Annotated in this window: 13 protein-coding genes; all 13 read left to right on the top strand. The window is 32.7% G+C overall.

Features of this window, described 5'->3' with window-relative positions; genetic code table 11:
* The first annotated feature begins 6 nt into the window (after positions 1 to 6).
* The 13 genes from F7888_RS20560 (at position 7) to F7888_RS20500 (ending at position 12,634) form a co-directional block, all read left to right on the top strand.
* Positions 7 to 618 carry a sugar transferase gene (locus tag F7888_RS20560; protein WP_191782937.1) on the top strand — a complete coding sequence of 204 codons (612 nt, stop codon included), beginning with the start codon at positions 7 to 9 and terminating at the stop codon, positions 616 to 618.
* Positions 618 to 1,250, top strand: a complete 633-nt coding sequence (locus F7888_RS20555) for an acetyltransferase (protein WP_191782935.1) — start codon at positions 618 to 620, stop codon at positions 1,248 to 1,250. Before F7888_RS20560 ends, F7888_RS20555 begins: the two co-directional genes overlap by 1 nt.
* A gap of 67 nt (positions 1,251 to 1,317) precedes the next feature.
* Positions 1,318 to 2,448 (top strand): DegT/DnrJ/EryC1/StrS family aminotransferase, encoded by a 1,131-nt coding sequence (locus F7888_RS20550; RefSeq protein WP_191783013.1) that lies wholly within the window; start codon positions 1,318 to 1,320, stop codon positions 2,446 to 2,448.
* 88 nt (positions 2,449 to 2,536) lie between these two features.
* Positions 2,537 to 3,277 (top strand): glycosyltransferase family 32 protein, encoded by a 741-nt coding sequence (locus tag F7888_RS20545; protein ID WP_191782933.1) that lies wholly within the window; start codon positions 2,537 to 2,539, stop codon positions 3,275 to 3,277.
* Positions 3,278 to 4,471 (top strand): glycosyltransferase, encoded by a 1,194-nt coding sequence (locus F7888_RS20540; protein WP_191782931.1) that lies wholly within the window; start codon positions 3,278 to 3,280, stop codon positions 4,469 to 4,471.
* A 220-nt stretch (positions 4,472 to 4,691) separates the two neighbouring features.
* Entirely contained in the window at positions 4,692 to 6,482 is a 1,791-nt protein-coding gene (locus F7888_RS20535; protein ID WP_318246335.1) for an ABC transporter ATP-binding protein, read from the top strand.
* Positions 6,483 to 6,521: 39 nt separating this feature from the next.
* The gene (locus F7888_RS20530; protein ID WP_191782927.1) at positions 6,522 to 7,571 is read left to right on the top strand and encodes a glycosyltransferase family 2 protein; all 1,050 of its coding nucleotides are present in this window, start codon (positions 6,522 to 6,524) and stop codon (positions 7,569 to 7,571) included.
* Positions 7,568 to 8,743, top strand: a complete 1,176-nt coding sequence (locus F7888_RS20525; protein ID WP_191782925.1) for a glycosyltransferase — start codon at positions 7,568 to 7,570, stop codon at positions 8,741 to 8,743. The genes F7888_RS20530 and F7888_RS20525 overlap by 4 nt, the downstream gene beginning before the upstream one ends.
* Before the next feature lie 3 nt (positions 8,744 to 8,746).
* Positions 8,747 to 9,553, top strand: a complete 807-nt coding sequence (locus F7888_RS20520) for a 6-hydroxymethylpterin diphosphokinase MptE-like protein (protein ID WP_191782923.1) — start codon at positions 8,747 to 8,749, stop codon at positions 9,551 to 9,553.
* Entirely contained in the window at positions 9,550 to 10,296 is a 747-nt protein-coding gene (locus tag F7888_RS20515; protein ID WP_191782921.1) for a 3-deoxy-manno-octulosonate cytidylyltransferase, read from the top strand. The genes F7888_RS20520 and F7888_RS20515 overlap by 4 nt, the downstream gene beginning before the upstream one ends.
* Positions 10,297 to 10,327: 31 nt before the next feature.
* On the top strand, positions 10,328 to 11,167 hold the full coding sequence (gene kdsA / locus F7888_RS20510; RefSeq protein WP_191782919.1) for a 3-deoxy-8-phosphooctulonate synthase: 840 nt from the start codon (positions 10,328 to 10,330) through the stop codon (positions 11,165 to 11,167).
* Positions 11,142 to 12,149 (top strand): KpsF/GutQ family sugar-phosphate isomerase, encoded by a 1,008-nt coding sequence (locus F7888_RS20505; protein WP_225228933.1) that lies wholly within the window; start codon positions 11,142 to 11,144, stop codon positions 12,147 to 12,149. Before kdsA ends, F7888_RS20505 begins: the two co-directional genes overlap by 26 nt.
* Complete coding sequence (locus F7888_RS20500) at positions 12,146 to 12,634, top strand: KdsC family phosphatase (protein ID WP_191782917.1); 489 nt, start codon at positions 12,146 to 12,148, stop codon at positions 12,632 to 12,634. Before F7888_RS20505 ends, F7888_RS20500 begins: the two co-directional genes overlap by 4 nt.
* Positions 12,635 to 12,769 lie beyond the last annotated feature (135 nt).

Raw genomic sequence — 12,769 nt, 5'->3', positions numbered from 1 at the left:
TATAGCATGAAACGGTTCATCGACCTTACAATATCATCCATTCTATTTGTGTGTCTTTCTCCGATATTTATTGTTATTTCCATACTTATTAAATCACAGCTTGGATCACCAATTATCTTCAAACAAGAACGGCCCGGATTAAATGGAAAGATCTTTTACCTATATAAGTTTAGAACAATGACGGATTTAACAGATCAGTGCGGTGAACTTCTCCCAGATTATATTCGGTTAACTCCTTTTGGACGTTTCCTTCGCAAGTATAGCTTAGATGAATATCCACAATTATGGAATGTAATAAAAGGTGATTTAAGTCTAGTAGGACCAAGACCATTACTTGTTGAATACCTACCACTTTATACAAAAGAGCAATCCTTAAGGCATATAGTAAAACCAGGAATTACAGGTTGGGCCCAAGTAAATGGGAGAAATGCTCTTACTTGGGAAGAAAAATTCAAGTTAGATGTTTGGTATGTCAGAAACCATTCTTTATATCTTGATATGAAAATATTAGCATTAACTGCTTATAAGGTCATTATTTCTGATGGAATAAATCAACCTGGGAATGCAACTGTGGAAAGCTTTAAGGGATCTAAGTCCTCAGTTGGAGGTGGGAATTAATGAAGGTTGTTGTCATTGGACATGGAGGTCATAGTAAAGTAGTTACTGATATTATTAAGCTAACCAAAGGACTTGATATTACGGGATATCTAGACGATAAATATGAAAAAACACAAATAATTAATAATATCATTCATGGTCCCATAAGTGCAGTAAGTGATATGAAAGAACTGGATGAGAATATTAGATTTGTAGTGGCTATAGGGGATAACTTAATGAGGAAAACAGTAGTAGAGATGTTGAATTTACCTAATAGCCAATTTGTTACCGTTATTCATCCTACTGCGAGTATTAGTTCTAGTGCAAAAATTGGAAATGGTACTGTAATCATGCCACAAGTCGTTGTTAATGCGGATACGATGATTGGTAATCATTCAATTATTAATTCAGGTTCAGTTGTAGAGCACGATTGTTTATTAGAGGATTATGTTCACTTATGTCCAAAAAGTGTCATAACTGGAAACGTTACACTTTGTGAAGGAGCTTTTGTGGGAAGTGGAGCAACGATTATCCCAAATAAAAGAATTGGTGATTGGGTAACAATTGGTGCAGGAGCGACTGTCATTAATCATATCCCTCCCAATTGTTTAGCTGTTGGAACACCTGCAAAGGAAAAGTTGAAAATCAAATAAGCGTGGGGTGAAATGATTGAATCAAACAACAACCAATAAAAATCGGATATATTTATCGTCTCCACATATGAGTGGGAATGAATTTAAGTACATAAATCAAGCTTTTGACACCAATTGGGTTGCTCCTCTTGGACCTAATGTGGATGCCTTTGAAGCAGAAATAGCTCAATATGTAGGAGCCAGTGAAGCAGTAGCCGTTAATTCAGGAACGGCAGCGATTCATTTGGCTCTTTCTTTATTAGGTGTGAAAACGGGTGATAAAGTATTTTGCTCTAGCTTAACCTTTATCGCTAGTGCGAATCCGATTATTTATCAAGGTGCAGAACCTATATTTATAGATTCTGAGCCTGAAACATGGAATATGTCCCCGCAAGCACTAGAAAAGGCTTTTAATGATTCGATAAAGGAGGGAATTCTTCCTAAAGCAGTGATTGTCGTAAATTTATACGGACAGAGCGCTAAAATGGATGAAATTATAGCAATCTGTAATCAATATGATGTTCCCATCATTGAAGATGCTGCAGAGTCATTAGGGTCAAAATATAAAGGTATAGCAAGCGGGACCTTTGGGAAATTTGGTACTTATTCTTTTAATGGAAACAAAATCATTACCACCTCTGGAGGTGGAGTGCTCATTTCTGATGATCGTGATGCATTACAGCAGGCTCGGTTTTTAGCGACTCAAGCCAGAGATACTGCAATTCATTATCAGCACAGTCAAATTGGTTATAATTATCGGTTGAGTAACATTCTAGCTGGAATCGGGAGAGCCCAATTAGAAGTATTGGATCAAAGGATTGATGCAAGAAGAGCGGTTTTTAAACGATATTATAATGAACTCTCCCAACTACCTGGCTTTACATTTATGCCTGAGTTAGATGCAACTTTTTCAAATCGCTGGTTAACAGCATTAACTATAAATGAAAAAGAAGCTGGTGTTTCTGTAAAGGATATCATTAGTGGATTAATCGAAGAAAATATTGAAGCAAGACCAGTATGGAAACCACTACATCTTCAACCTGTTTTCAATGGTAGCAGATATTATCCACATGATGATCAGGAAAGTGTATCGGATACTTTATTTACGAGTGGTGTATGTTTGCCATCTGGCTCGAATCTGAAGGAAGAAGAGTTAGAATCGGTCATTCACCATATCAAACAAATAGTTAATAATAGGAAAGTTTCTTTTCGTGCTTGATATATTATTCAAGTTATAAAGAATGGAAATAAGAAAGGTTCCCCAGAAAAATCAAAATACAAGAGTAAGGAAAGGCCGAGAGAGTCATATGGATCATACAAATAGAATCCCAAAAATCATTCATTACTGTTGGTTTGGTGCAAAAGAAAAACCTGAAATTGTAAAAAAATGCATGGAGAGTTGGAGAAAGAATCTACCTCTCTATGAAATCGTTGAATGGAATGAAACAAATTTTGACATTCATAGTAATACGTATGTTAAACAGGCATATGATGCAGGTAAATTTGCTTTTGTCAGTGATTATGTTCGTGTATATGTCCTATATCATTATGGAGGAATCTACTTGGATACAGATGTAGAGGTCTTTAAGTCATTTGATGATTTATTATATCACCGTTCTTTTTGGGGTTTTGAGCAAGAAAATTATATTGCAACAAGTACTATTGGAGCAGAAAGAGGGAATGTGTTAATTAAACAATTCCTTGATTCCTATCATGGAAAGAAGTTCCTAAATGAAGATGGAACATTTAATAGCCTAACAAATGTTGCCATTATTACTGAACTACTAGAATGGTTGGGACTTGAAAAAAATGGTCAACATCAAGAAATTAAAGGGATGGGAGTTTTTTATCCACAGTCTTATTTTTCGCCTTATGATTATATTAATTGTAGAAAGTTTTTAACAGAGCATACTTATACTATCCATTATTTTCATAAGAGTTGGCTACCACTTAAAGCCAGGATGAAAAGTAATATGAAGAGTATATTAGCAGTATGTATAGGTGGAGAGAATATTGCAAGAATAAGAAAAGTAATTGGTGGGAATTAAATGAAGAATATAATTATTGCTTCCTATGATATGGAAGTCGGTGGAGTAGAAAGAAGCCTTATCAGTATGTTAAATAATTTTGATTATAAAAAGTTCGATGTTGATTTAATGTTATATAGACACCAAGGGGATTTTATGAAATTACTTCCTAGCAACCCGAGGCTGCTTGAAGAAATCTCAGCTTATACAACTTTTAGAAAATCAATTTCGGAGACGTTTAGAGAGAATCACTTTGGGATAGGATTTTCAAGAGTTTTTTCGAAAATTCATGCAAATTTTTATAAAAAAATTAAAAAAGTTGATGAACCAGGCTATTTTCAAATGCAATTAATGTGGAAACATGCACTACCTTTATTACCAGCTATTAACACAAACTATGATGTTGCTATTAGTTATTTATGGCCTCATTATTTTATTGCTGAAAAGGTTAATGCGAAGAAAAAAATTGCATGGATTCATACTGATTATTCCAAAGTTGAAACAAATTTTAGGGATGATTTAGAAATGTGGAATAAATTTGACCATATAATAGCTGTATCAGAAGCGTGTAAAGAATCTTTCATAAATAAGTATAAAGAATTAGAATCAAAAACAACTGTAATTGAAAATTTAACATCTCCAGATTTTATAAAAAAAATGGGGAGTGAATCAATTCAAAATTCAATGCTGGGTGATTCTAGATTTAAGTTATTAACAGTTGCTAGGCTGTCACATGCAAAAGGTATTGATAACGCTATTAGAGCTTTAAGTATATTAAAAGAAAAGGGTATGAATGATATAGTTTGGTATATTGTGGGCTATGGTGGCGATGAACCTATGCTTAAGGAAATGATTAAAAATTGTAACTTACAAGATAACTTTGTTTTATTGGGTAAGAAAGAGAACCCTTATCCTTATATAAAGGCTTGTGATTTATACGTCCAACCTTCTAGGTATGAAGGAAAGGCTGTTACAGTAACAGAAGCTAAAATACTTGCTAAACCTATATTAATTACAAATTACTCCACTGCTTCTAGTCAATTAGTGAATGGAATTGAAGGAGTTATTTGTGATCAAAGTGTTGAGGGTTTAGTAAAAGGGATTGAGGAATTCTATGTTAATCCAGAATTAAAAGATGTCTTGATTAATAACTTAAAAGGACAAGATTATAGCAATAGTTATGAATTAGATAAGCTTTATAACATTATAAGTTAATTAAAATACGCGCTCAAAAATATTGCAAATAAATGTCGAACGAAATGTACTTTAAAAAGAACAGTGTGTAAGTTAATATAAGTATAGGAGTACAAATTCCGACATTTCCTGTAATAAAAGAAACAGATCGTGTTTTTTTTTGATTGGTTTGTTCAATATAATGAACGAAAAGTGGCTTTCTTAAGAACAAAATAACGCGATCAATATTGAACTTTAAGGTGTGAATAAATTGAAGGATTCGATAAACAAGTTAAGATTTCTTTTTAATAAGAGAGATAAGAAAAAGTTTTTATTACTATTCTCGATGATGATCATTGCCGCAATATTTGAAACGGCTGGAATTGGACTCATTATTCCTTTTGTAGGTATTGTGACAAATCCAGCTATCATTCAAGAACAATCATTATTAGCTGCTACATACGAGTTCTTAAACTTTCAATCAATGAATGCATTTATTTTATTTTCTGTGGTTGTGTTATTAACATTTTATATTTTGAAAAATGCTTATCTATTAGTGTTTTACTATGTACAATATAAAGTTATCTTTAATCAAAGAGTAAAGCTTTCGCGAAAGATGTTTAGAGAGTATTTGACTAAACCATATACCTTTCACTTACAGAGAAATTCTGCTGAATTATTGAGGAATGTTAATGGAGAAGTGTCAAAAGTTTTTGGTGGAATTTTGTTAGCTGGGTTTCAGTTACTTACTGAAGGGTTAGTTATTTTATGTATTCTTTCATTATTAGTATATACAGCACCAGAAGCTACATTAATATCAGGTTTAATATTAGTAGGTAGTGTACTGCTGTTTTTTAAAATATTTCGCAAGAAAATTACTTTTTTAGGAAAAGAAGAACAAAGAGTAAATCGTGAGGTCATAAAATCAATAAATCAAGGATTAGGTGCAAGTAAAGAGGTAAAGGTCTCGGGAAAAGAAGGTTATTTTGTTAATACCTATGATAAACATAGTCAAATTCTAGCTAATAATACAATATATAAAAACATATTGGATCAGGTACCAAGGTTCTTTATTGAGACACTGTTAGTAGCAGTTGTACTTATTACGATGGTTACTCTTGTTTTCCAAGGGTCAGATACAGGTAAGCTAGTTTCAACGATGTCTTTGTTTGCTATGGCAGCCTTTCGTCTAATGCCATCTATCAACCGAATTGTATCTTTAATCACCTCTATTCGATTTAATCAGCCGGCATTGTCGGTTGTTTATAATGATCTAGTTAGGGATAATGACAGATTCTCAAAATCTACTCACGCGGATATAGCGTCTAAAGCACTAGTTAATAAGAGTAGTGAGAAGTCATTCCAACATTCAATAAGTTTGGAAAGTGTATATTTTCGTTATCCGAATCAAAAGGAATACTCTATTAAGGATGTTTCATTGACAATTCCTATCGGAAGCTCCGTTGCTTTTGTTGGAACATCAGGGGCAGGAAAAACAACCATTGTTGATATTATATTAGGACTCTTAGACCCAGAGAAAGGAAAAGTGTGTGTAGATAATATCGACTTAAAAGAAATCTTACCGATATGGAAAAATAAAATTGGTTATATCCCACAATCCATTTATTTATCAGATGAAACCATTCGAAAAAACATTGCATTTGGAATTGATGACAAAGACATTGATGATGATGCCCTTCAAAAAGCAATTGAAGACGCACAGTTAAAAGATTTTATTGAAGAACTTCCAGAAGGCATAGATACAATTGTTGGTGAAAGAGGGGTTCGGCTTTCAGGGGGGCAACGTCAGCGCATTGGAATAGCAAGAGCTTTATACCATAATCCAGAGATTATCTTCTTAGATGAAGCAACATCTGCCTTAGATAATGAAACGGAAAAAGAAATTATGAAAGCGATAGATGGACTTAAAGGTGAAAAAACGTTAATTATTATCGCTCACAGGTTAAGTACAATTGAAAATTGTGACATTGTATTTAAAGTAAATCAAGGTAGATTACTATCAGCTGAGCAAAAACTGAAACAGCCAATCTGATAAGTTAGAGGTTTAAAGATCAAAGGAAGGAGGAAAAGAATGCTTCCAAAAATCAGTGTAATAATTCCAGTCTATAACGTTGAAAATTATTTACACAGATGTGTAGATAGTGTATTGAATCAAACCTTTCAAGAATTTGAAATCATCTTGATTAATGATGGATCTACTGATAAGTCTGGGGGAATTTGTGATGACTATGCACAAAGAGATTCGCGGATTACAGTTATTCACAAAAAAAATGCAAGAGTTGCAGCAGCAAGAAATGATGGTTTGAAAATGGCCAAAGGAAAATACGTAAGTTTTATAGACTCGGATGATTGGATTGAACCGGAGATGTTTCAGAGGATGATAACAAAGGCTGATGAATACCAACTGGATTTCATTATGTGTGATTATAAAAAAAGGTCTGATAGCTATGAACAAAATAAAACACAGCCTATACGTAGTGGATTTTACTCTAAAGAGAACATAGTAAATGAATTATATAAATGTTTAATTATGTTTGATGATATTGAATTTCCACCTACAATTTCAAATTGGGTTTGCTTTTTCAGAGCTGAATTTCTTAAATGCTATAACTTGAAATATGACGAAGATATTCACTACTGTGAGGATTCATTGTTCGGTTCGAAGGTTATGTATCATGCGAATAACTTTTACTATCTAAAAGATCATTATTACTATAATTATTTCTACAATCCGAACTCTACAACAAATACATATAATGAACAAAAATGGCAATCTTATCTGAAAATTAATGAAAGATTAAAAAAATACTTCGAAAGTACTAATGAATTCGATTTATCAAGGCAAATAAAAATTAATATGTTGTACTTCAGCTTAAATGAATTAGGGCAAATAAAGTACTCCACTAATAATTTTGAACAACGCATTAATATGGTTAAACAAATCATGTATCATCCAAAAGTGAAAGAAATATTTGAAGATTTCAAACTACCTAATGTTTCTTGGAAAACAAAGTTGATAATTTTGATGATTAAATTTAAGTTTTTTAGAACTTATAATTTTTTGATAGTTAACCAGAAGAGCCTAGGAAAAACGATTAAATCTAGTGAGGTAGTACATTGAAACAAAAAATCTTATTTGTAAACGGACATTTAAATGTTGGTGGGGTTGAGAATTCGCTAATTAATGTTCTCAAAAGTATAGATTATAAAAAGTACCAAGTTGATTTAGTGCTTTTTGAAGAGTTTGGTGATTATATTCAAGAAGTTCCAAAAGAGGTTAATATTATTTTTTACGATTTAACAAATACTTCAGGCCCAATAATTCCCTGTATAATAAACAATTTAAGAATGAGAAATTGGTTTTCAATTTGTCTCAGAATCATTTTCTTGTTTCAGAAAATAGTAGGGGTAAGGGTATTATCCCTTGCAAAACCACTCTTTAAGTTGAACACACATTATGATTGCGCAATTGCATACCGAGTAGGTTTTTGTACCGATTTTGTAGGATTTATTATTAAGAGTAAAAAGAAGGTTACATGGTGGCATCATGGTAGTTATGATTATCAGAAAGAAGAAACAAAGCGTTTAATTAACGTCTTAAAGAGATTTGATAAGTTAATTGCTGTATCTGAGAGTTGCAAAAAGATGCTGCTTCATAATATACCCGAAATACACAATAAAATCTTCACAATCCCAAACATGATTAACATTAAGGATATTCTAGACAAAGCAAATGAAAGAATAGATTTTAATTTGGAGTTTAATAAGGATATTTCATTGTTAAGTATTGGTAGATTATCACCTGAGAAGGGCATGATTAATTGTGTTCACGCTTGTAAACAGTTGGTGGATAAAGGGTATCGTGTTAAATGGTTACTTATTGGAGAAGGTACAGAACGCTTGGAAATTGAGAGTTGTATTACAAAGTTTAAGTTAGAAAACAATATTTTTCTTCTTGGAGCTATATCTAATCCTTATCCTTATATAAAAAATGTAAATATATATGTCCATCCATCATTAGTTGAGTCGTTATCAATTACAGTTTTGGAAGCATTCGCTTTAAACACACCTGTAACTGTTGCAAAATCTTTGGGTCCAGAGGAATTTATACGTAACAAAGAGAATGGTTTATTAGTTGATCCAACTCCTGATGGCTTATTTAATGGAGTTGTATCCTTGATAAAAGATCAAAACCTATATAGTCAATTAAAAAAAGATAAAAATGAAGTTTTAAAGAATTATAGTCCGGAAGTAGTAATGGAAAAAATAAATGAACTAATTGAGGCTGGGTAGGTTATGAAAAAAGTTAAAAGTGTATTAAGTAAGCTAATATACAAAACTAATAGGTATATTGATGAGTTAATATTTCCCTTTTCTGAAAACGGGAAAAAATTAAACTCTCTAAAAAATGCTCATATAAATAAACGTTGTTTTATTATCGGTAATGGCCCTAGCTTAAAAAATGAAGACTTAGATAAATTACAAAATGAAATTACCTTTGCTTTTAATCGGATTTATTATATTTTTGACAAAACCGATTGGAGACCAACGTATTATTGCTCTGAAGACGATAAAACCATATTTAACAGTCGAGAAGAAATTAACAAATTGGCTATAGATTACAAATTTTTTCCTAAAAACTTTCCGAGAGATTATAAGATCCAATTTAATAATGCTAGATATTATTTATTTAAATTTTGTGATAGAAATATAGAACCAAAATTCTCTGAAGATATTGTTAAAGGTATTTATTGGGGAAATACAGTAGTTTATACCGCCATCCAGTTAGCTGTCTATATGGGAATAAAAGAAATTTATCTAGTAGGTGTTGATCATAATTTCAGTAAAATGGTGAATGACAAAGGTGAAATCATAATTGACAATACTACTAAAGACTATTTTACAGAAGAATATAATAAGGATAAAAATGATTTATATATACCGAATGTTGAGGTATCTACAAGAGCATTTATAGCTGCAAAGAACTTTGCAGATGAAAATAATATAAAAATATATAACGCAACACGCGGTGGAAAATTAGAAGTATTTGAGAGAGTAAACTTTGACAATATCGATTTTAAGAAAGAGAGGTTAATAATATGAAAATAGTTGGAGTCATACCTGCAAGAGGCGGTTCGGCAAGATTTTATAATAAACCATTAGCAAATATCCTTGGGAAACCTATGATTTGGTGGGTTTATACACATTCTAAGGAAGTTGAATGTTTTGATGAGGTTTATGTTGCAACAGATAGTGAAGAGATTAAATCAGTATGTGAAAGCTTTGGAGCAAAAGTGGTTATGACCTCAGAAGGACATGACACAGCAACTGAACGATTATATGAGGTTTCACAAAAAATAGAAGCTGATCTGTATGTTATGGTCAACGGTGATGAGCCAGTTATTGAGGCTGATGATATAGTCAAATGTATTCCAGCTAATTTGAATAAAGATGAATTTTATGTTTCTAATCTGATGACAGATTTTAAGGACCCTGTAGAGGTTGTTGACACAACGAACTTGAAAATTGTAACAAATCAAGATGGGATTTGCTTATTTATTTCTCGCAGTCCAATTCCATTCCCAAAAGCTGGTATGAATTTTACTTACCAAAAGTTTGTTGGGGTAGGGGCATTTACTAAAAAGGCGCTTCAATACTATCATGAAACACAAAGGGGACCTATTGAAAAAATAGAAGAAAATGACTCATTTCGATTTATTGAAAATAGAAAGGATATCTATTACATAAATGCAAATTGTGAAACGATCTCTGTAGACACTCCTAAAGATATTGATAAGGTTGAAGAATATCTAGTGAAAAGTAAGAAGGTACCGGTTATTCAATAAACATTTTGATTGTAGAAGGGGACGAATTATTATGAAAACAATAGAGGTTGGTAATATTATAGTAAATAACAATATGTTTACATTAATCGCTGGACCTTGTGTAATTGAGTCAGAAGAACAAGTAATGAATGTGTCAAAGAAAATGAAAGAAGTGACAGGAAACCTAGGGATTCCTTTTATTTTCAAATCGTCGTTCGATAAAGCGAACAGAACGTCCGTTAATTCGTTCAGAGGACCAGGGTTAGATGAAGGATTAAGAATCTTAAAGAAAGTGAAGGAAGAGTTAGATGTTCCGGTAGTAACAGATATTCACGAACCTTATCAGGCTGAAATGGTTGCTGAGGTTGTTGATATGATTCAAATACCAGCTTTTTTATGTAGACAAACCGATTTATTGATAGCAGCTGCTAAAACAGGGTTACCAGTGAATGTTAAAAAAGCGCAGTTTTTATCTGCGAAAGATATGCAAAATGTGATTACAAAGGTTGTAGAATCGGGAAATGAGAATATTCTTTTATGCGAGAGAGGGAATACTTTCGGTTATAACAATTTAGTTGTTGATATGACCAATATTATTGAAATGAAAAAATTTGGATATCCGGTCGTATTTGATGCTACACATAGTGTACAAAAGCCTGGAGGGAACCTTACCTCAACAGGTGGTAATCGAGAGTATGTCGAGCACCTAGCAAAAGCAGCGATTGCAGTTGGTGCAGATTCACTATTTATGGAAGTGCATGAGAATCCAGATGATGCAAAATCTGATGGTCCTAATATGGTAAAGCTTGATGAGATTGAAGTTATTCTAAAGAAGCTCATTAAAACATATAAGGCGGTGCGAGATATTGAAGAACGCAGCTATTCTATCTGAAATAAGAAGCATAGATAAAATAGACATTCTTTCAGAAGCAAGATATGTTTTTGATATAGAAGTAAATGCTATTAATCTTGTAAAAGACTCACTAGATGAAAATTTTATCAGAATAGTGGAATTGATATCTGAATGTAAAGGGAAAGTCATTGTCACTGGAATGGGAAAACCAGGTCATGTTTCTAGGAAGATTGCCGCCACGCTATCTAGTCTGGGAACGTCTTCCTTTTTCCTACATCCCGCTGAGGCTCAACATGGCGACTTAGGAATGATTTCGCCAAATGATATTGTAATTGCTATTAGCTTCAGTGGGGAAAGTGAAGAAATTACGAGAATTTTACCAAACATCAAATTAATTGGTGCAACATTAATTGGAATTTCTGGTAATCCAAATTCGACACTAGTTAGGTATGGTGATTACTCTTTTGTTTTCCCAAAGTTTATGGAAGCCTGTTCGATGAATCTAGCACCAACTTCAAGTACGACAGTTGAAATGGTGTTGGGAGATGCCTTAGCAGTGTGCTTATCTAAAATCTACGGTTTTCATGAAAGTAATTACGCGTTGTTTCATCCAGCTGGTTCACTTGGTAAAAAACTACTTGTAAAAGTGAGTGATATTATGCATTCAGGAGATCGGAACGCAGTTGTGACAGCGGGAACGAAGTTAAAAGATGCAATTGTTGAAATGAGTACGAAGGCAATCGGAATTATAAATATTGTAAATGAGAAAAACGAATTAGTTGGTGTTTTTACAGATGGTGATTTGAGAAGAACATTCACTAGTGAAGTAGATGTGTATGATTTATCAGTAGATGAACTTATGATTAAAACACCAAAGTATATTGATTCAGATGTGCTTGCAGTCGATGCACTTAAAATGATGAATAATAATAATATCTCTGCTCTTCCAATTATTATGAATGGTAAATTAGTTGGTACAGTACGAGTAAACGATATTTTAGGAGCGGGTATATTCATATGATTAAAGATAAGGATTTATCAAAAATAAAAATGCTTGTTATGGATGTTGACGGTACGCTAACAGATGGGAAAATCTATGTCGGAGACAATGGTGAAGTGTTTAAGGCTTTTAATGTAAAGGATGGATATAGGTTAATTAGTATTCAAAAGTATAATATTACACCTGTGATCATTACTGGTAAAAAGTCAGAGATTCTAGCTAAACGTGCTGCTGAATTAAAGATTGAAGAGGTATACCAAGGAATTGAGAATAAGCTGGAAATTTTGGATAAGGTTTTAGATAAGTATCACTTAACATATGAAAATGTGGCTTATATTGGGGACGATGTTAATGATATTGACTGTATGAAACAGTGCTATCTTAATGCTTGTCCTGCTGATGCTATTAGTGAAGTTATTGATGTAGTAGATTATGTTTGCAAAGCTACTGGTGGTAATGGTGCTGTTAGAGAGTTAATTGATTTAATTATAAGGTCTAATAATTAGGTTATGAATAAAGTTTAGTTAAAGGAGCATTCCTGTTAGAAGGATTTTCTGGGACTTGAACAAAAAAGAGCCCTCTTGGTATGATACGGGGTGTCAAATCTGCGCAGAATTGACCCCTAACTTAGTTAACCAAGG

Origin of the sequence: Litchfieldia stipae, from assembly GCF_014837155.1 — a bacterium.
Taxonomy (GTDB): domain Bacteria; phylum Bacillota; class Bacilli; order Bacillales; family Bacillaceae_L; genus Litchfieldia.
This window is presented reverse-complemented; position numbering and strand designations above follow the sequence as displayed.

Bases quoted from the DNA above. Each gene is read 5' to 3' on its own strand.
- F7888_RS20560 (WP_191782937.1), top strand. From the start codon at position 7: ATGAAACGGTTCATCGACCTTACAATATCATCCATTCTATTTGTGTGT.
- F7888_RS20555 (WP_191782935.1), top strand. From the start codon at position 618: ATGAAGGTTGTTGTCATTGGACATGGAGGTCATAGTAAAGTAGTTACT.
- F7888_RS20550 (WP_191783013.1), top strand. From the start codon at position 1,318: ATGAGTGGGAATGAATTTAAGTACATAAATCAAGCTTTTGACACCAAT.
- F7888_RS20545 (WP_191782933.1), top strand. From the start codon at position 2,537: ATGGATCATACAAATAGAATCCCAAAAATCATTCATTACTGTTGGTTT.
- F7888_RS20540 (WP_191782931.1), top strand. From the start codon at position 3,278: ATGAAGAATATAATTATTGCTTCCTATGATATGGAAGTCGGTGGAGTA.
- F7888_RS20530 (WP_191782927.1), top strand. From the start codon at position 6,522: ATGCTTCCAAAAATCAGTGTAATAATTCCAGTCTATAACGTTGAAAAT.
- F7888_RS20520 (WP_191782923.1), top strand. From the start codon at position 8,747: ATGAAAAAAGTTAAAAGTGTATTAAGTAAGCTAATATACAAAACTAAT.
- F7888_RS20515 (WP_191782921.1), top strand. From the start codon at position 9,550: ATGAAAATAGTTGGAGTCATACCTGCAAGAGGCGGTTCGGCAAGATTT.
- kdsA (WP_191782919.1), top strand. From the start codon at position 10,328: ATGAAAACAATAGAGGTTGGTAATATTATAGTAAATAACAATATGTTT.
- F7888_RS20500 (WP_191782917.1), top strand. From the start codon at position 12,146: ATGATTAAAGATAAGGATTTATCAAAAATAAAAATGCTTGTTATGGAT.